Below are 18,412 nucleotides of genomic sequence, written 5' to 3'. Positions count from 1 at the left end.
AAAATCAGTTTGTGGTGGTGGTGGTACGATATGATTTTTATCGGCCTTGCTTATGTTATACAATGTAACAACCTGTATATAAAGATTGTCACAGGTATAATCATCATAATGATGTGTTCGAATGGATCGAAATAACAGACCACCCGGCATTTTTGATTAATATATAAATCACTGTAACATCTTACATAGAGGTTTTTAGACCAGCCATACAGCTTTCAAACTAAAGATCCTGATATACAATAACAAAAGAACAAGGATCCAATGGTAGTAGGTAGTAAGATCAGAGTATACAGAGCATTCAACATTTGAAAGGAAAAGAATTATAGCAAGACCGTGATGGAATGACCAAAAAAAATCAGTTTGTGGTGGTGGTGGTACGATATGATTTTTATCGGCCTTGCTTATGTTATAGAATGTAATAGCCCGTATATAAAGCTTTTTATTATTATCATCATTATGATAGATTTGTTTTGTGGGAAATACAAATATCAAACAAAAGATATCACGATAAGATTAAATGTAATGTAAATATCGAATGTATCATATTTAGCTTCCACACATCAAAATAATCACTAACTTTAAGAGGATCTATCATGGACAGGTATGAACAGGTAATTGAACTGGCAAAAAGAAGAGGCTTTTTATGGAATTCCTTTGAACTCTACGGCGGAGCTGCCGGATTCTATGATTATGGACCCCTTGGATGCACTTTAAAGAGAAGGATCGAGCAGATCTGGCGTGAACTCTATGTGATCCATGAAGGGTTCATGGAGATCGAAACCCCAACCGTTGGTATCGAGGATGTCTTTGTTGCATCCGGCCACGTAGGAGGCTTTTCAGACCCGCTCTGCGAATGTCAGGAATGCGAGGAAGCTTTCAGAGCAGATCACCTTGTCGATAAGATAGTAGAGGTCGCAGATGCATTGAGCAACGAAGAACTTGACAGACTCATAGAGGAGAATGATATAGGCTGTCCTGAATGTGGAGGCAAGCTTGGAAAGGCCTATGAGTTCAACCTTATGTTCAAAACGAATATCGGCCCTGGTACTGGAAGGCAAGGTTACATGCGTCCGGAAACCGCACAGGGAATGTTCATTAACTTCCAGAGGCTTTCCAGATATTACCGTGACAAATTACCCTTTGGTGCGACCCAGATAGGAAAATCCTACCGTAATGAGATATCCCCAAGACAGGGGGTCATCAGGCTGAGGGAATTCACACAGGCAGAAGCTGAGATATTCACCCACCCCAAAGAGAAAGGGCACCCCAACTTTGAAAGATTTGCAGAGGTTACCCTGAACCTCTATTCAGATGAAGCACAGGAGAAGGGTGCCATCGAGCAGATGACGATCAGGGAAGCGGTTGAGAATAACATAATTGCACATGAGTTCCTTGCATATCATATCGCACTCACGAACCATTTCCTACAGCGAGTGGGCATAGCTGCTGACAAGCTCAGGTTCAGGCAGCACCAGAAGGACGAAATGGCACACTACGCCATCGATTGCTGGGATGCCGAGATACTGACCGACAGGTTCGGCTGGATAGAGGTGGTCGGCATTGCAGACAGGACAGACTTCGACCTGAATGCACATGCAAAGACAAGCGGTACCGAACTTGAGATCCACATCGAATATGATGAGCCGAAGATGGTCGAACAATTCGTTGTGAAACCGGACATGGGCAAGCTTGGACCATTGTTCAAAGGAAAAGCAAAGGCTGTTGCGGATGCACTAAAGGAATTGAGTGAAGAGGAACTTAGCAAGGACGAGATCAAAGTGATCGTCAATGGAGAAGAGTTCACAGTACCTTCCGAAATAATCAGCTATGCACAAGAGACCGTAAAGGTCAGCGGTGAAAAGATAGTACCTCATGTCATCGAGCCTTCTTACGGTATAGACAGGATACTCTACTGTACAATGGAGCATGCGTTCGATGAAGAAAAAGTGGAAGCTGAAGGCGATGAAGAGGAAGAGGAAAGAATGGTCCTCAGGTTCAGGAACGAAGTTGCACCTGTACAGGTTGCCATCCTCCCCCTTCTTACAAGGGACGAGCTTATCGAACCTGCAAAGGCAATAGCACAGAAACTTCGTGAAAGAGGCTTACTTGTTGCCTACGATGATTCAAGAGCGATAGGTCGCCGCTACCGCAGGAACGATGAGATCGGAACTCCATATTCCATCACCATCGATTACGATACCCTTGAAGACAATTCCGTCACCATAAGGGACCGCGATACAATGAAACAGGTCAGAGCATCTGTAGAGGGTATCGAGGACTCGATCTACGACCTTGTCTATGGAAAACTGGACCTTGAAAATGCGGGCGTGAGCATCTAATACTTTCACACCGCTTGCCTCATATTTAAAAGGGTTAAGAACAGTATTGCCTCAAGCAAATTTCGAACCTATAATAAATATGAGCGAACACATCAAGCACCCACTGGTCAAGCCCGATACAGTCGAGCAGCGATTGTATCAGCTTGACCTTGCCGGAAAGGCACTATCAGCACCAACACTGGTAGTGCTACCCACAGGTCTTGGAAAAACCATAGTCGCCCTTCTTGTCATAGCTTCACGCCTGCAAAAGACAGGCGGAAAAGCACTGATATTATCCCCCACAAAACCTCTTGTAGAACAGCATGCCACTTTTTTGAGAGCCACACTGAACATCCCTGAAGATGAGATATTGACCTTCACAGGTGCAGTAGCGCCTGAAAAAAGGGAAGATCTCTGGAAGAAGGGAAAAGTTATCATCTCCACACCACAGGTAATTGAGAACGATATCCTTACCAAGCGGATAAGCCTTGAGGATGTTTCCCACATCACGTTTGATGAAGCCCATCGAGCTGTTGGCAATTATGCTTATACATATATAGCCGAAAGATACTTCGAAGATGCTAAAGACCCGCACTGCCTTGCGATAACTGCAAGTCCGGGAAGTTCTGATGAGAAGATAAGTGAGGTATGCACGAACCTATACATCAGTTCGGTTGCAATAAAAACAGAAACAGACCCTGACGTAACACCCTATATACACAAAAAAGAGGTAGAATGGAATCATGTGATGCTGCCTTCTGAGATGAAGGAGCTGAAAATCCTTCTGGAAAAGGTTCTCGAGGACAGATTCCAAAAACTAACAGAACTTGGATATTCCATCCCGTATGGCAAGAAAGCTTCAAAAATGGACCTGCTCGGGCTTCAGAAAAAGTTACAGGGACAGATCAGAGAAATGGCCGAACCTGCAGTCTACAGCGCCCTGTCGATCCTTGCAGAGGTAATGAAGGTCAGTCATGCTGTGGAGATAGTGGAAACACAGGGCATCGAAGCACTTAAAAAATATACAGCCCGACTTGAGAACGAGGCCACCTCCAGAACAGGAAGTAAGGCTTCAAAAAGGCTTTCTGATGACCTTTATATGAGGCAGTTGTACAAAAGGCTCGAAGAATGTACCACAGAACATCCGAAACTTGCCGTTGTAAAGGATATCGTCTCAAAGGAACTAAATGGCAAACCCGAATCCCGTGTCATCGTTTTCACGAACTATCGAGATACATCTGAAATGGTGACGAACGCCCTCTCCGAAATAGAAGACATAAGGCCTGTCAAATTTGTGGGGCAAAGTTCCAAGTTCCGTGACAAGGGGCTTACCCAAAAACAGCAGGTCGAGATCATAGAGAAGTTCAAGGCCGGAGAATATAATGTCCTTGTGGCAACATCCGTTGCAGAAGAAGGACTTGATATCCCTGCCACAGATCTTGTGCTGTTCTATGAACCGGTCCCTTCCGAGATAAGAAGCATACAGAGAAAAGGCAGGACCGGAAGGAAGCACGAAGGACGTGTAGTAGTACTTGTTACAAAAGGAACCCGGGACGAGACATACTACTGGAGCTGTACGCATAAAGAAAAGCGTATGCAGAGCAATATGCAGCACTGGCAGGAGAACATGTCGGATTTGAACGGGGCAAACACTGAAAATGGCAGGACCGGCATTTCAAGTGAGTTCAGGGGTGGGAAGGAACAACAGACCGGACTTTCAGATTTCTCTGACGAGGAAGTAACGGTGGTCCTTGACCAGAGAGAGATCAGAAGCACCGTTGCACGCAGTCTTGAGAAGCTTGGGCTCAACATAATTGTAAAAACACTTGAGGTTGGGGATTATATTGTAAGCGATAGGGTGGCCATCGAGCGCAAGAGTGCCGAAGACCTTGTCAATTCCCTGCTTGACCGCAATATATTCAGGCAGATATCCGACCTTGCAGGAGCTTATGAAAAGCCCATACTTATCATCGAAGGGGAAGGTCTGTTCACCACAAGGATGATCAACCCCAATGCCATCCATGGAACACTTGCTTCATTAGCACTGGACTTTGGAGTGTCCATTCTTCATACAAGAGATGCAGAGGACACTGCATCCCTGATCGGCATACTGGCAAAGCGAGAACAGATAGACGAAAAACGCAGTACCAGTATCCACGGAAAAAAATCTTCAATGCTGTTATCACAACAGCAGGAATACATCGTATCATCCATCAGTGATATCGGACCTAACGCTGCAAAGCATCTCCTTGAACACTTCGGAACCGTAGAAGGAGTCATGAAAGCAGAACTTGAGGAATTGAAGGAAGTAAAGAACATCGGACCGAAGACCGCAGGAAAGATGCGGGAAATACTTAGCAGCAAGTATAAAAATTGAAAAAGAAAGAACAACCGGAAATACCGGTTTTCTACCATTGAGTTATGAAAAGTCTATTTTTAAGAAGCTTATTTCAGTCTTTCAAGGATGTCAAGACATCTATCCATAATATCGAGATATTCCCCCATCCTGCGAGGATCGGTCTCGACCTGAAGCAGACCAGCAATGTGCCCTATTTTCAATTTCAGGCTTTCTGCAACTGAGCCCAGACCTTCGATGGGAGCCACAGCCAAAATTTGCCTTGGCATATCATCATGAGAAAGTCCTTCTGAACGAACAACAGTTTGTTGCCCAGGAGCTTTGGAAGGTACAGGGACATCATCCACTTGAGGAGCTTCATCGAGTTCATTTCTAGTCAATGAAACCTGTTGCTCTGCGTTTTGCTGTTGACCGGAATTCACATTGCTGTCCCTACACAAAGGACAAAGTACTTCTCCCTGGTATCTGAACATTGGAGCACCGCATGTAGTACAATGCTGTGCAAGCATAGTACCGCCCATTTCCAGCAATCTTGATATCTGTTTTATTTTATCGTCACTATCGCTCATTTATTCACCTTTGATCACTATATGAATGAAAGTCTTTTTATAGGATATAATAGTTAGGGGTAATACAACATAAATTCTTATTTTATCATTAAACCATTATTAAGGTGATCCAAATGTTAGGTGCCAGCGAACCTGAAGACGTCATTAAACAATGCACACAGGTGTTAGAACATATCGCGAACGACAATTCCGTACCAAGGAATATCAGACGTTCCGCAAACGACATCCTTGCAACTTTGAAAAACGAAGCAGAACCCCTTTTCCTGAGAACATCATCCAGTATTTCCATACTGGAAGACATCAGCAACGACCCAAATATTCCATTACATACAAGGACACTTATATGGAATGTTGCAAGTCAGCTTGAGACTATCCCTGTTGACGAGTGATCGTTTACGATCCGACAAAGAACATTCTGATCTAACGATCAGATTTTCCTTATATTTTTATTTGTATATATTCAATACACTGCACATTTTTGATCGATAATATCCATTCAATGACCTGACGGGCTGTTCATCGAACGTAACTATAAAATGTGTTGATACATCTTTATACCTGAGCTAATGATTACGAGCACCTATTAAAAATAACGAGATTATACCATGAAATTCGATCCTGAATCCATAAAGAAAGCTGCTAAGGAAGACTTTGATTCTGCATGGACAAGTGGCAAGGACCTTATCAAAAAACCAGGTCTGAACCAGCAGTACCCTCATACATCATTCAACTTCGGAAAAGCACATCCTGTATATGATACGATAGCAAAGCTCAGAGAAGCTTATCTTCGCATGGGCTTCGATGAGATGATGAATCCGCTTATCGTTGATGAGAAAGAGGTTCACAAACAATTCGGACATGAAGCATTGGCAGTCCTTGACCGCTGTTACTATCTTGCAGGACTACCAAGACCAAACGTAGGCATCTCCGACCAGCGCATTGCAAAAATAAAAGAAATGCTTGGCGGTATCGATGATGAAGGTATCGAGACCATAAGGAAGGTGCTGCATTCCTACAAGAAAGGCGAGGTAGAAGGAGATGACCTTGTCCCCGAGATCGCACTGAAGCTTGACGTATCCGATGCGCTTGTTGTCGAGATGATAGACCAGGTGTTCCCGGAATTCAAGGAACTCACCCCACAAGCCACCACCAAGACACTAAGAAGCCATATGACATCAGGATGGTTCATATCACTCTCAGGCATTCTTGAGCGTTCCAGACCACCATTCCAGTTATTCTCCATCGACCGTTCTTTCAGGAGAGAGCAGCAAGAAGATGCTTCACGTCTCATGACATATTATTCAGCATCCTGCGTCATAATGGATGAAGATGTCACAGTGGACCACGGAAAGGCCGTTGCTCAGGGATTATTGGCACAGTTCGGTTTTGAGAAGTTCATGTTCCGCCCGGATGAGAAAAGAAGCAAATATTACGTACCTGATACCCAGATAGAGGTCTTTGCATACCATCCAAAGCTTGTTGGCTCCAATACCAAATATTCTGATGGCTGGATAGAGATCGCGACCTTTGGCATCTACTCACCGACAGCACTTGCTGAATATAACATTCCATGCCCGGTCATGAACCTCGGGCTTGGTGTTGAAAGACTTGCCATGATACTCCATGATTCCACCGACCTTAGAGGTATGACATATCCACAGATACCACAATACGCTGAATGGGAACTAAAGGACAGCGAACTGGCAAGAATGATATTCGTTGACAAACTTCCAGAAACCCCTGAAGGGCAGGAGATCCTTGAAGGCATAGTCAGACAATGCGACACGCATGGCTCAGAGCCAAGCCCCTGCGAGTTCCTTGCCTGGGAAGGTACACTCAAGGGTAAGAAAGTAAAGGTGTCTGTCATAGAACCTGAAGAGGACACAAAGCTTTGCGGGCCTGCAGCTTACAATGAAGTACTTGTCTATGAGAACGATGTTCTTGGTCTTCCTAACAACAAAAAATGGAAAAAGGCCTTTGAGAACCATTCTGCAAGGACCGGAGTGAGATTTATCGAAGCTTTTGCAGCACAAGCAGCAAAAGAGATCGAGGAAGCCGTGGAGAACGGGGAAAAAGAGTGCGAGACAAGGGTCAGGATAGTCAAGGTACCTTCTGAGATAAACATCAAGCTCGACCCCCTTGCCCAGAGATACATCACCGGCAAGAAGCAGAAGATCGATATTCGCGGACCTGTGTTCACCACAGTGAGAGCAGAGATCGAATAAATCAATTGAGGGGAAAAGCACATGTTCACAGAGATAGCTAAACTGATGGATGACGGAGAACCCGTTTGCGTTACCTTTCAGGAAGGCGATATCGGAGAGGAATATGAACTCCTCTATTGTGAGATGATAACAAAAGCACGCAAGGGAGAGATCTTCCTTGCTGCTTCCCAAAGCTGCCCCCCCGGAAAATATGTTCTGAGCACATCCGAGGATAAGCCGGATAAATACTATTTGGCATCAGGACGTTATATTGATGCAGAAACTGCACAAAAGGCAGTATCTGCACTCCCCAGGATAAAGAAGGAATATGACCACATCAAAATAGAGCCGCTGTCAGAGAACAACGGCGAGTTCGATGTGATCATTCTCTACCTAAAACCCGAAATGGCCATGAGGGTCGTTCAGGCATTAGCATATAATGATGGACAGAGGGTATCCATCGACACGTTCGGTGCAGCATCCATTTGCGGAGACTGTACTGCCCTTACTATTGAGAAAGGTGTCGGATTGTCCTATGGTTGCAAAGGTTCACGCAAGCATAGCGAATATAACGACAATGAGATACCCATTGGCATCGATCGAGAGAACGCAAATAAAATAGAGAAGGGATTAAAGAATATCCCTCAGACACGTCATTGAATCAGCGTGCTTCATAAAAACAGGTCTGTTCTGCATCCACAAGTGTGATTTTACCCAACTCATTTGAAAGTATGTTATTTATGCGAGCCACTCCAATGAACTTCAGTTGAAGGCGGATCATCATAGACTCATGCTCTTCATAAAAAGTATCATTCCCTGTGACGGTCCTGTGCGTTGATACCTGGTGTTTTACAACCTGTGCCACTACACCCGGAGTTCCACGCATTACATCCTGTACAGACGTACGGGTCACAAAAATATGATCACCCACATTGATGCCCAGTGTTGTGAAAAAGTTCTGGGGACTTCTTATCTCGATAGTGCGTAACAGATGGGTTTTCAAGTCAGACAACACAATATCTGAGATCCCCGTAAGTGCGACGTATTCCATACCAGATCACCCATACATTGGATATTCCTTTCGTGGTGTTGTTGTCTGTTCGCTTGACCTTACATCCTCAGCAAGTTTCTGCATTTCGATCTCTATTTTCTCTGCCTGTTCGATGAGATCATCCGTATCTATCGAAAAATCATACAGGGAATTTAGAACATCGACAACTACTGCTGCAGCCCTTGGATCAGGATTCTGCGTCATTGTTGCGCCCAGCAGACTGATAGCCGGAATATTTTGCATGAAACATTCTGCCATCACACTGCCCGAAATACCGGAGATCGTACCCATCTGGAAGATCTCCACATGCTCCCTGATACGCTCAAGCATTTCTTCAGTTGTTGCAGCTCCGAACACTTTATATTCGTCACTCATGGTAGCAATGCCTGCAATAGAGACAATTTCTTTTACACCTATGGATTTTGCCCATCCGACAAGTGCCTTGCTCACATCATAGGAAACAGAAGGATTGATAGGAATATCCGAGACCACCATGATGGTGTTGTGTTCCACATTCTCATAGATCCTTACAGGCATGTTCACCAGCCCTTCATACAGAACGGCTATAGGCGGAAAATAGCGAGATTCAATGGAACCTATATATTCCATATTTAGTTCTTCAATTATTTGCTGGCTGGCAATATTGCCCACAAGACCAATACCCGGAAAACCTTCTATCAGGATAGGGTCCTTTGATTTTACCGGCCTTGTTATTATATCTACATCGATAGCGTCGTAATCTGTTTCTGACAAAAGAATCACCCAATGAGAATATTAACCCCTTAATTCACTTATTATATAATTAGAGGATACTCATAGATAAGTACATCGTCTTATAAAGAAGAAAACGACATAATTAAACCAGATGATAACAAAATATATGCAAATAACAGAGAATGCATACGAATAATGGAGGAATATTATGGAAAGACCTATACTATATTTTGATGATGTTGGTAAACAGAATACCGATGATGTTGTGAAAGTCGCGGCTTCCAGGGCAGAAGAGCTCGGGATCGAATATATCATACTTTCAAGCACTGAAGGTTATACTGCATTGAAGATGGCGGAAGCAGTAAAGGGAAAGAATGTGAAGATAATCGCAATCAGTCATCAGTATGGACTCCGAGAAGATGGAAAGTGGGAGATGGATGAGGATAATTTAAAGAAACTTCAAGAAATGGGAGTAATTGTTACAACCCAGTCACATATGTTCTCAGGCGTAGAGCGTGCCATTTCAAATAGACTGGGCGGCGCAAGTCGTGCAGATGTGATCTCTGACACGCTGCGTGCTGTCTTTGGCAAAGGTTTCAAGGTAGCCCTTGAAGTTGTGATGATGGCTGCAGATTCAGGCCATATACCAGTATCAAAGGATACAGAAGTGATCGCCATTGGTGGTACACGCCAGGGTGCAGATGTAGCACTTGTTGTAAGACCAGCACATTCACAGAATTTCTTCAACATGCAGGTTCGTGAGATACTGGCAATGCCACGTGAAAAAGAAGAACCAAAGTAAATTCGGACGGTATCCTTAATGGATGCCTTTTTTTATTTAAATAGTAATTAGTCCTGAGTTACATCATCACTTTTATCATCATTTTCATCTTCACGGCAATTGCATTCCTTTTCATCAGTATTGCACTCATTTTTGTCAGTATTGTGCGCAGGAGATGAACTCTTCTTCTCGGCATGCATAAATGAAGCGGTCTTGAGCTCCATTGCGGTGAGTACAATAAGAAGCACAAATGCGGCAATTGCGATCGCAGCGGTTGTTAGTGCGTCCATGTAAATATTAAAAAAAGAGAAGTGTCAAAAAGACACTTACTGTGGTTTTTCGTACAATGCAGTCTTTGACAGGATATTGCCTTTCTTTGCGTGTGGCTCCCTGAGGACTGTATCGTTTGATTTCTCGATCTCACGTGCGTCGATAGCGAGCTGTGCTGCTGCGCGCATCATTTCGTGAGCTGTTGCTGTTGTGAGTGTTACCTGCTCGATCTCCTTCATCATGAAGCATGCTGGGAAGTTGATCTGTGCTACCTTGTCAGCCATGTGGAGTGCTGCAAGTGCTTTTGCTTTTGCGTATGGGTTGCTGAAACCTGCACGCTCGATACACTTCTCTGGCTTTGCGAGAATGTGTGGAAGGACGATCTCCTTACCCTCATCGACCTGTGCGGTGACGATGTCAAGCTCTTCCTGAATGAGTCTTACAACACCACAGGTTGAGAGTACTTTCATTGCATCAGCATTGAAGGATGCCATTTCCACAGAGTCGAGGAACTCTCTCTTTGCGCCGATGAGTGGGTCCACGGTCATGATGATGTAACCGAAACCTGCGTCCTCGAGTGCCTGTCTGTCATCCTTTTTGGTTGGACCGTCAGAGATAACGATGCATGGAACATCTTTATAGATCTCACGTGCAGCGGTTGGACCTGGTGCACTTGAGTTAGGGCTGATCATTACATAGAAATCAGCATCCCATTCTTTAAGTGCAGCTGTCTCTGCAGCTTCGTCTTTGCCCATCTTAGGACCAGTTCCGAATACACGAACACTGATACCTTCTCTTGCTGCTATCTCATCCTGTACGAGGTCAATGACCTGACTCATGCCGAGGTTGCCTAACTTAATAAATCCTATTTTTGCCATAGTAGATCACATTACTGCAAGTACGGGGTAGCATATAATATTTTTGATTATTGATCGATCGGGTAATGGTATTTCCTGCATAGTCCTACGATTCACCCATAGACCATATTATAAATTAAAAAGTTAATTTTAAATAGTAGTAAGTAGGTAAACACTTTCTTAGTACCGTGTAAAACATACACATAATTGGATCAAAGGAGAAAGAGAATTGAATTCAAAAATAGAAATCACCGAAAACCAGATAACACCCTGTGAGAACAGCTTGTTAAAGGTTAAAGCAGGGCCAGGAGATGAATGAAATGGTTCTGGAAGCAGGAGACACTGCATTCATTCTGATATGCACCGCCATGGTCATGCTCATGACCCCGGCATTGGGCCTTTTCTACGGAGGGATGGTGAGAAACAAGAACATCATCTCCATGATAGCCCTCTCGTTCATCTCACTGGCCATCGTTACTATACAGTGGGTAACCATAGGCTATACTCTCTCCTTCGGACATGATATTGGAGGATTGATCGGTGGGCTGGACCACATTGGTCTGAAGGGAGTGGGAATGGATGGAGATGGGATACCGGACATGCTCTTCATGGCGTTCCAGCTTGTATTCGCAGCCATAGCACTGGCAATCCTGACATCAGGAGTGGCAGAAAGGATAAAGCTCAGTTCATTTATCGTATTTGGGCTTCTCTGGACGACCCTCGTATACGACCCCCTTGCTCACTGGGCATGGGGAGGCGGCTGGGCACACAACATGGGAGCACTGGATTTTGCAGGAGGAACAGTGGTCCATATCAGTTCAGGATTTGGAGCACTGGCACTATCATTTGTCATAGGTAAGAGAATAGGATTCGGCAAGTACAGTATGGAACCTGAGAACATTACCACCACTTTGCTTGGCGGGGCATTGCTCTGGTTCGGATGGTTCGCTTTCAATGCAGGAAGTGCCCTTGCAGCAGATGGTCTTGCAGCAAACGCTTTCGTGGTCACACTGATCTCTGGTGCATCAGGAGCCCTCACCTGGATGGGAGCCTCATGGATAAAAGGTAAGCCAAGTTCACTGGGAATGATCAGTGGAGCTATTGCAGGACTTGTTGGCATCACCCCAGCATGTGGATTTGTAGGACCTCTTGCAGCCATAGTCATTGGAGGTACCGCAGGACTGTTATGTTACGGGACTTTGCTTTTCCGTATCCACAAGAAGTTGGATGAAAGCCTTGATGCATGGGCGATCCATGGAGTGGGAGGGCTTTTCGGAGCACTTGCCACAGGTGTCTTTGCTGTCGCAGCCATTGGCGGGGTCGATGGCCTGATATACGGAAATGTAGGACAGTTCATTATACAGGGAATTGATGCATTCGTTGCAGTTGGATATTCATTCGTTATGACATATATACTTGCGAAGATAATTGACAAGACCATCGGTTTAAGAGTTACCGAAGAAGAGGAATATGTAGGACTGGATGTTGCCCAGCACGGCGAATCAATGGAGCTTTAAGGTGATCTCATGAAGAAAATAACAGCCATCATAAGACCGGAAAAACTGGAAGCGGTCAAAGAGGGCCTTGCTGAAAAAGGATTTAACGCAATGACCATCTTTGACGTTAAAGGCAGAGGTGAACAGAAAGGGATATGCCTCCAGTTCAGAGGCAAGCGGAACCTTATCGACATGATCCCAAAGATACAGATCGATATCGTTGTAAAGAATGATGAAGTTGAAACTGTGATACAGACCATTAAACAGGCCGCACGTACCGGAAAGATCGGAGACGGCAAGATATTTGTGTCACCTGTGGAAATGGTAGTGGGAATAAGGACAGAAGAATATATTGCAGAATAAATCGATAGAAAGGTTCCTTAATATGGAACCTATTTTATCCTTTTGATAGATGTTATAAATAATTGATCGAGCTCCAAAAATAGAATGACGATTTTCAAGTCATAAACGATCGATCTGACAGAAAATCATTGCAATCTTTTTCAGAAGCCGACCTCTACCCGAAAAGGTTAAAAGCAATGTAAGTAATTGTACTCCAATCTCAGTACATTCCATTATTACTGATTCGTAATCAGTATCTTAAAGTATAAGGTATGGTCAAGTGAATTCCAGCAACAACATTTCTAAGAGAACTTATTCAAAGCTGATTGTTTTTGATATGGACAGCACCCTCATAGATGCGGAAAGCATAGATGAACTTGCACGTGCTGCCGGCGTTGTGGATAAGGTATCCGTCGTAACTGAAAAAGCAATGAACGGAGAGATCGATTACAATCAAGCCCTTAAAGAAAGAGTTGCACTTTTAAAAGGATTGAAACTTGAAAAAGCAATGGAAGCAATGAATTCCATGCCCCTCATGCCTGGAGCGGAAGAGCTCGTCAAACATGTAAAATCCCTTGGATTCAAGACCGCAATACTATCAGGTGGATTTACACTTTCCACTGACAGAATTGCAAAGTTACTTGATGTGGATTATGTGTTCTCCAATATATTGGAGATCGAAGACGGGTATCTTACAGGCAGGGTTTCCGGACCAATGACTGAAAATCTTTCAAAGGAAAAAGCTTTTGTAAAGATAACAAAGGAAAATGGTCTGAAACCTGAAAACTGTATTGTTGTTGGCGATGGTGCTAACGACATATGCATCTTTAAGATAGCAGGATGTGCAATTGCATTTAATCCAAAACCAATTCTGCGTCAATACGCAGATGCGGTCATTACCCAAAAACACCTCAGGGACATTATTCCAATAATAGATTCACTTGACTTGGAGTAAGCCCTGCGTATCGTGCATTAGAAATGCATGAAATGCCAGCTTTTTTGCTGGAGCGGGAGGATTCATAGAGCATGATGAAAGAACTGAACACAAAGAAGCAGGATTTAAAGTCTGCGTCCGAAGAGTACAAAGAGAAACGAAATGCATTGAACGCAGAAGCAAGCACTCTAGCAGCGAAGCGCAATGATCTCAACAAAAGCACAAAAGAACTTATCAATGAAGCCCAGGAATACAAGAAGCTTCGTGATGAGAACAATGAGCAGGTAAAAGAGAACAAAGCAAAACGTGACGAGATCAATGCAAAGGCTAACGAAGTATTCGCAAAAGTCGATGCGCTGCGTGCTGCAAGTAATCTTACAGGTCCATCCATAAAGGATATCCGCAAGGAGATAGACCGTCTCGAATTCACACAGCAGACAGAAGTACTCACTCCTGCAAAGGAGAAGGACCTTGTCAGCAAAATAACAGAACTTCAGAAACAATATGTTGTCAAGAAGGACCAGCTCGAGAGCAACACCGAGCTTAAGAACCTGTTAGATGAAGCACAAGCTATCCGTGATGAGGCTTCCGAATTCCACAATGTCCTTTCAGAGTACGCACAGAAAGCTCAGGAGTATCATGACAAGATGATCTCCACATTCAAAGAAGCTGACAAGATGCGTGCAGAATCTGACGCTGCTCACAAGCAGTTTGTCGAGTTCCAGGAGAAAGCTGACGAACAGCACAAACTGTTCATTTCAGCACAGAAAGAGATCAGGGACATCGACAAAGAAGTTCGCAAGATGCGTAAGGGAGAGACCGACGGAAAGAAGGTCGCATCAATGGAAGATGTCAGGAAAGATGCTGCAGACCTATTTGAGAAGTTCAAATCTGGTGAGAAGCTCACCACAGAGAACCTCATGACACTGCAGAAGTCCGGCATGCTCTGAACAACAAAAGTAATTTTACTAATGAGGGCAGGCTTTGCCCTCAATTTTATTATTGACTGTTTTAACCTTATTTTGCCACTTTTCTATGATCTAATTGATAAATAGCTTGAGCTATCATCAATAACAGATATTAGACCATATTCAGATCGAGATAATATAGGCGATCAGCCAAGAGGTATCCATAAAATACTTGAGCTTGAATTGTTATTAAAACTCGACAAAAAAATAGAAAAACGTAGCCTTGAAAATATAAAAAATACAAGGTCAATCAAAGTTATGCAATTTCCTGAACTCAGGGTCTCTCATCAAGCAGATACCCCCGTTATAAGTAGAATCTTTGCGAATCTTTCGCCAGACATCAGCAAGTTTGTCCTGATCGATATTACCAAAGGACAAAGGCAGACACGCACATGGGAAAATATCCCCTTCTGGAGTAATGTGTAACCATTTTCTGCCTGCAAAACAGCCCATCTTCTTAAGGACATGCGGGATAGGGAACAGTTTTGGACCATCCATTTTTTCAGCCCTTTCTACGAAAGAATCGAATTTCTTGTGGTCTTCTAAGCTCATCAGGCCATCCGAGTTGTCCATCCACCTTCCAGTAGGGACTATCTCGAAGAACGAGATCTCATGTACACCCATCTCAGTTGCCAGAGTGTAGAAATCATCCAGTTCATCAATGTTGTTAGGAGAGATGACGACATAGATATTAACAAGCAACCCGGAATCCAGTGAATTCTTTATCCCTGCAATGGCAGAGTTGAAAACGCCTGAACGGCCACGCATTGAATCATGACCTGCTTCATTTGAACTGTCAAGACTGACGCTGATCATATCAAGACCGGCTTCCTTTAGGGACATTGCTTTCTCAAGGGTCAGTCCGACACCTGATGTGAACATGCCAGTAAGTGCCTTTTCCCGGTCCACATATTCGATGAGCTCTTCGAGACCATCATAGGTCAGCGGTTCACCACCATCAAAGACAATGAAGGTTGAACCTAGGCCAAGAACCTGATCAATGACGTTCTTTACAGTTTCAACAGGTAAAGTGGCTTTGTTCTTCGTATCAGGGAGAGCACAATGGAGACATTTATTGGGACATTCCTCCGTTATTGAAATAGTAACCTGTTCAGGAACCATTTTTCCCCTTATATATCCCATCTGGCTTGACACGAGTCGGTCAAAGGCTTTGCTTGGAATAGGAGGCATCCATGTGGAGAAGATAAGTTCATCCTCTTTTATAACAGCGGGCTTCTTACCATCGAACAGGTCCATCATATCGGAAGTGAGCGGTTTTATAGCCCTTGATGCGACTCCTGAAGTGTGCATTTTTAAAAGACCGTCATCTACTGTAGCATAGACCTTGAAGAACGGGTTCTTGTAGAAATAATATCTTTTACCAGAGTCCATAAGTTCACTTGCTCCTCAAAAGTGCCTTATAAGAAAGGAAGGAACGAGGGTCTTTCTTCAACATGAAAAGTCCAAGTTGCATACACTTATGCGTAGAATTACCTGAAAGGAAGGAAAAGTCCTCACCTTCAAATGTCTTCATTAGCCTATCGATCTCGCGGTCCTCCATCTTGCGAAGGGTCTCAAGACCTATACGACCAAGAACGTACTCAGCCCTGTATTCAGTGTTCCACTTACTCCGATATTCAGAAAGGACCTTGGCTGAAACGTCGCCTTTAGCAATGGCATCAGCGGCAACATCACCACACATCTGACCAGCATGCATGCTATAGCCAATACCGGACTGGCCTGCAGCCCCACCCACGAGCATGACACCATCAGCATGCATCTGTTTGGGTATTGTGACGATTGGGTCTCCGCCAACTGCCCTTTCATGGATCACAAGATCATCTATGCCTTTAAGTGTCTTGAATTTCTCCACCCACCTGTCAAAGAATGGAGTCACATCTTTTCCGTTCCTTCTGACATAGACACCGAGGGTAGCAAGGTCCTTGCCACATGGAGAATATGTTGATTTCCAGCCGGGGCAGTGGTTACCAACATAATATTCGAACATATCCGGTTCGCCTATGCCATCGGCCTCTACGAACGCTTCCATTGCCCATGCGATATCGTTGGAATACTTCATGGGCTGAAGACCGAGAAGACCTGCAAGCTTTGAGTTTATACCATCTGAGACGATGACCATCTTACAGGTCAGCACCCCATCGTTCGTACTGAGCGACATCCCATTGCTGTTCCTTAAGATGTTGTGTACATCGACACCCATACGCATCTCAACACCGGCATCCTGGGTCTGTTTGGCATAGAATTCATCGAATTTAAGACGGTCAAGGAAATAAGCAGGAGCTTCTATGGCAACCCTGCCACCAGATGGTGCTACCAGATATGCTCCATTCATATTCTTCATAACATAGCTCTGATCCACCACTTCGCCTGCTCTGTCGAACATTCCTTTAAAGAAAGTATTAGCAGGGTGTGTGGGATGTCCAATAATTTCCTTTTTATCAATGAGAAGGACCTTCACACCTTTTCTCGAAGCATTGCGTGCAGCCATAAGTCCTGCAGGAGATGCACCGATCACAATAATATCAGCATCCATTTCTATTACCTCCGATCACCAAAGAATTCCCGCATAGGAAGAAACACCAATGGAAAGGATCACATCGAGTATGAGTGAACCAAACATCACACCTCTGTACCTGGAACCCTGAAGGAACAACCTACCTCCGCGTTCAGGAAGAGGATTTTTCACAAAATCAAGTGCTTTTGATAGCATCCATATACCTGAAAGTATGGCACCTGTAAAGAAGACAGGACCAAGTTCTGCAGTTATACCAATGGCCATTGATGCGAGGATACCAATTACCCAGCATGCAAGGATGAACTTGGATGTTCTGGGCACCCCAAATGTCACAGGGAATGTGGGTGCACCTTTTTCACGGTCACCTTCAACATCCCTGCACACTCCTGAAAGTGTGAAACCCCAATCGGCAACACACATCATTATGAAGAAGAATATTGCAGGTAATGGCAATATTACACCATCGTTTCCTCTGAGTATGCCAGCAGGATCGAAAGCAAGCCATATGCCTACCGGAACAAGCCCATATGCTATTCCCACGGGTATGAAGCTTAAAAAGGTCATCCGCTTTGCGAACATTGAATATATGCTAATGGTCGCCACTGCGATGACAAGTATGAACAGAGATTCGGGATTTAGATAGAATGCTGCCACTGCTGCTACGAAGAAAAGGATGAGTGAATACGTCAATCCATTTTTCCGGGATAATGTTTCAGATGCCAGTGGCCTGTCAGGCAGGTTTATCTTATCGATATCCACATCACAGCAATCATTATACACATAAGAGCTTGTGATGGCAGCATATCCGCCTATGACAGCAATTATGAAGGGAATGAGCGGAGGCAGTGCAGATGTGGCAAGATAAGATGCCAGCAGTGCACTCGATGCCGGAAGGGCAAAGTCCATATCCGCTATCTCCGGCCTTAGCAGTTCTAAGTAGGGGTTGCGCGTTTTTGATCCTGTTGTTGATACCAAATGAATCACCAATGATGAGATCTTTAATTATCGTTTTTAAT

At 44.1% G+C, this 18,412-nt stretch carries 18 protein-coding genes; 10 read left to right on the top strand and 8 right to left on the bottom strand.

Translation table 11 applies throughout. The annotated features are described in order from the left end of the window. The first annotated feature begins 593 nt into the window (after window positions 1-593). Together glyS and AC20MK_RS04165 are read left to right on the top strand one after the other, a co-directional pair. Window positions 594-2,339, top strand: coding sequence for a glycine--tRNA ligase (gene glyS, locus AC20MK_RS04170; protein WP_487356731.1), 1,746 nt, complete (start codon window positions 594-596; stop codon window positions 2,337-2,339). A 79-nt stretch (window positions 2,340-2,418) separates the two neighbouring features. Continuing rightward, window positions 2,419-4,695, top strand: coding sequence for a DEAD/DEAH box helicase (locus AC20MK_RS04165; RefSeq protein WP_487356730.1), 2,277 nt, complete (start codon window positions 2,419-2,421; stop codon window positions 4,693-4,695). A gap of 68 nt (window positions 4,696-4,763) precedes the next feature. Here the strand turns inward: AC20MK_RS04165 and AC20MK_RS04160 are convergent, their stop codons facing one another. After that, the gene (locus tag AC20MK_RS04160; RefSeq protein ID WP_487356729.1) at window positions 4,764-5,243 is read right to left on the bottom strand and encodes an Sjogren's syndrome/scleroderma autoantigen 1 family protein; all 480 of its coding nucleotides are present in this window, start codon (window positions 5,241-5,243) and stop codon (window positions 4,764-4,766) included. A 113-nt stretch (window positions 5,244-5,356) separates the two neighbouring features. Here AC20MK_RS04160 and AC20MK_RS04155 point away from each other — a divergent pair, with 113 nt between their 5' ends. The 3 genes from AC20MK_RS04155 to AC20MK_RS04145 all read left to right on the top strand — a co-directional run bounded on the left by AC20MK_RS04155 (window position 5,357) and on the right by AC20MK_RS04145 (window position 8,107). Continuing rightward, window positions 5,357-5,632, top strand: a complete 276-nt coding sequence (locus AC20MK_RS04155) for a stationary phase-response protein (RefSeq protein ID WP_011499015.1) — start codon at window positions 5,357-5,359, stop codon at window positions 5,630-5,632. A gap of 216 nt (window positions 5,633-5,848) precedes the next feature. Beyond that, complete coding sequence (gene sepS / locus AC20MK_RS04150; RefSeq protein WP_487356728.1) at window positions 5,849-7,468, top strand: O-phosphoserine--tRNA ligase; 1,620 nt, start codon at window positions 5,849-5,851, stop codon at window positions 7,466-7,468. A 21-nt stretch (window positions 7,469-7,489) separates the two neighbouring features. Next, the gene (locus tag AC20MK_RS04145; RefSeq protein ID WP_487356727.1) at window positions 7,490-8,107 is read left to right on the top strand and encodes a DUF169 domain-containing protein; all 618 of its coding nucleotides are present in this window, start codon (window positions 7,490-7,492) and stop codon (window positions 8,105-8,107) included. 1 nt (window position 8,108) lies between these two features. Here the strand turns inward: AC20MK_RS04145 and AC20MK_RS04140 are convergent, their stop codons facing one another. Together AC20MK_RS04140 and AC20MK_RS04135 are read right to left on the bottom strand one after the other, a co-directional pair. Beyond that, window positions 8,109-8,498: a DUF473 family protein gene (locus tag AC20MK_RS04140; protein WP_487356726.1), complete on the bottom strand. Its 390-nt coding sequence runs from the start codon at window positions 8,496-8,498 to the stop codon at window positions 8,109-8,111. A 6-nt stretch (window positions 8,499-8,504) separates the two neighbouring features. After that, window positions 8,505-9,251 carry a proteasome assembly chaperone family protein gene (locus AC20MK_RS04135; RefSeq protein ID WP_487356725.1) on the bottom strand — a complete coding sequence of 249 codons (747 nt, stop codon included), beginning with the start codon at window positions 9,249-9,251 and terminating at the stop codon, window positions 8,505-8,507. A gap of 169 nt (window positions 9,252-9,420) precedes the next feature. On the opposite strand from AC20MK_RS04135, the gene AC20MK_RS04130 reads away from it, so the two are divergent. After that, window positions 9,421-10,014, top strand: coding sequence for a pyruvate kinase alpha/beta domain-containing protein (locus tag AC20MK_RS04130; protein ID WP_487356724.1), 594 nt, complete (start codon window positions 9,421-9,423; stop codon window positions 10,012-10,014). A gap of 47 nt (window positions 10,015-10,061) precedes the next feature. Here the strand turns inward: AC20MK_RS04130 and AC20MK_RS04125 are convergent, their stop codons facing one another. Further along, window positions 10,062-10,283 carry a hypothetical protein gene (locus AC20MK_RS04125; RefSeq protein ID WP_487356723.1) on the bottom strand — a complete coding sequence of 74 codons (222 nt, stop codon included), beginning with the start codon at window positions 10,281-10,283 and terminating at the stop codon, window positions 10,062-10,064. A gap of 36 nt (window positions 10,284-10,319) precedes the next feature. Continuing rightward, a complete protein-coding gene (locus AC20MK_RS04120) occupies window positions 10,320-11,141 on the bottom strand; it encodes a F420-dependent methylenetetrahydromethanopterin dehydrogenase (RefSeq protein ID WP_487356722.1) in 822 nt (273 codons plus the stop codon). 299 nt (window positions 11,142-11,440) lie between these two features. On the opposite strand from AC20MK_RS04120, the gene AC20MK_RS04115 reads away from it, so the two are divergent. The 4 genes from AC20MK_RS04115 (at window position 11,441) to AC20MK_RS04100 (ending at window position 14,842) form a co-directional block, all read left to right on the top strand. Then, complete coding sequence (locus AC20MK_RS04115; RefSeq protein WP_487356721.1) at window positions 11,441-12,637, top strand: ammonium transporter; 1,197 nt, start codon at window positions 11,441-11,443, stop codon at window positions 12,635-12,637. Between the two features lie 9 nt (window positions 12,638-12,646). Then, window positions 12,647-12,979 (top strand): P-II family nitrogen regulator, encoded by a 333-nt coding sequence (locus AC20MK_RS04110; protein WP_487356720.1) that lies wholly within the window; start codon window positions 12,647-12,649, stop codon window positions 12,977-12,979. A gap of 316 nt (window positions 12,980-13,295) precedes the next feature. After that, on the top strand, window positions 13,296-13,913 hold the full coding sequence (serB, locus tag AC20MK_RS04105) for a phosphoserine phosphatase SerB (protein ID WP_487356719.1): 618 nt from the start codon (window positions 13,296-13,298) through the stop codon (window positions 13,911-13,913). Window positions 13,914-13,984: 71 nt separating this feature from the next. After that, complete coding sequence (locus AC20MK_RS04100) at window positions 13,985-14,842, top strand: coiled-coil protein (RefSeq protein WP_487356718.1); 858 nt, start codon at window positions 13,985-13,987, stop codon at window positions 14,840-14,842. A 264-nt stretch (window positions 14,843-15,106) separates the two neighbouring features. Here AC20MK_RS04100 and AC20MK_RS04095 read toward each other — a convergent pair whose 3' ends face one another. The 3 genes from AC20MK_RS04095 to AC20MK_RS04085 are packed head-to-tail and all read right to left on the bottom strand — an operon-like array spanning window position 15,107 to window position 18,371. Further along, the gene (locus AC20MK_RS04095; RefSeq protein WP_487356717.1) at window positions 15,107-16,252 is read right to left on the bottom strand and encodes a radical SAM/SPASM domain-containing protein; all 1,146 of its coding nucleotides are present in this window, start codon (window positions 16,250-16,252) and stop codon (window positions 15,107-15,109) included. Between the two features lie 4 nt (window positions 16,253-16,256). Further along, window positions 16,257-17,414: an NAD(P)/FAD-dependent oxidoreductase gene (locus AC20MK_RS04090; protein WP_487356716.1), complete on the bottom strand. Its 1,158-nt coding sequence runs from the start codon at window positions 17,412-17,414 to the stop codon at window positions 16,257-16,259. 15 nt (window positions 17,415-17,429) lie between these two features. Beyond that, complete coding sequence (locus AC20MK_RS04085; RefSeq protein WP_487356715.1) at window positions 17,430-18,371, bottom strand: UbiA prenyltransferase family protein; 942 nt, start codon at window positions 18,369-18,371, stop codon at window positions 17,430-17,432. Window positions 18,372-18,412: the final 41 nt, after the last annotated feature.

It is taken from the genome of Methanococcoides sp. DA23, assembly GCF_057593895.1.
The sequence above is the reverse complement of the archived record's forward strand: the minus strand, read 5'-3'. Positions and strand labels throughout refer to the sequence as shown.

Bases quoted from the DNA above. Each gene is read 5' to 3' on its own strand.
- glyS (WP_487356731.1), top strand. From the start codon at position 594: ATGGACAGGTATGAACAGGTAATTGAACTGGCAAAAAGAAGAGGCTTT.
- AC20MK_RS04165 (WP_487356730.1), top strand. From the start codon at position 2,419: ATGAGCGAACACATCAAGCACCCACTGGTCAAGCCCGATACAGTCGAG.
- AC20MK_RS04160 (WP_487356729.1), bottom strand. From the start codon at position 5,243: ATGAGCGATAGTGACGATAAAATAAAACAGATATCAAGATTGCTGGAA.
- AC20MK_RS04155 (WP_011499015.1), top strand. From the start codon at position 5,357: ATGTTAGGTGCCAGCGAACCTGAAGACGTCATTAAACAATGCACACAG.
- sepS (WP_487356728.1), top strand. From the start codon at position 5,849: ATGAAATTCGATCCTGAATCCATAAAGAAAGCTGCTAAGGAAGACTTT.
- AC20MK_RS04145 (WP_487356727.1), top strand. From the start codon at position 7,490: ATGTTCACAGAGATAGCTAAACTGATGGATGACGGAGAACCCGTTTGC.
- AC20MK_RS04140 (WP_487356726.1), bottom strand. From the start codon at position 8,498: ATGGAATACGTCGCACTTACGGGGATCTCAGATATTGTGTTGTCTGAC.
- AC20MK_RS04130 (WP_487356724.1), top strand. From the start codon at position 9,421: ATGGAAAGACCTATACTATATTTTGATGATGTTGGTAAACAGAATACC.
- AC20MK_RS04125 (WP_487356723.1), bottom strand. From the start codon at position 10,283: ATGGACGCACTAACAACCGCTGCGATCGCAATTGCCGCATTTGTGCTT.
- AC20MK_RS04120 (WP_487356722.1), bottom strand. From the start codon at position 11,141: ATGGCAAAAATAGGATTTATTAAGTTAGGCAACCTCGGCATGAGTCAG.
- AC20MK_RS04115 (WP_487356721.1), top strand. From the start codon at position 11,441: ATGGTTCTGGAAGCAGGAGACACTGCATTCATTCTGATATGCACCGCC.
- AC20MK_RS04110 (WP_487356720.1), top strand. From the start codon at position 12,647: ATGAAGAAAATAACAGCCATCATAAGACCGGAAAAACTGGAAGCGGTC.
- serB (WP_487356719.1), top strand. From the start codon at position 13,296: ATGGACAGCACCCTCATAGATGCGGAAAGCATAGATGAACTTGCACGT.
- AC20MK_RS04100 (WP_487356718.1), top strand. From the start codon at position 13,985: ATGATGAAAGAACTGAACACAAAGAAGCAGGATTTAAAGTCTGCGTCC.
- AC20MK_RS04095 (WP_487356717.1), bottom strand. From the start codon at position 16,252: ATGGACTCTGGTAAAAGATATTATTTCTACAAGAACCCGTTCTTCAAG.
- AC20MK_RS04090 (WP_487356716.1), bottom strand. From the start codon at position 17,414: ATGGATGCTGATATTATTGTGATCGGTGCATCTCCTGCAGGACTTATG.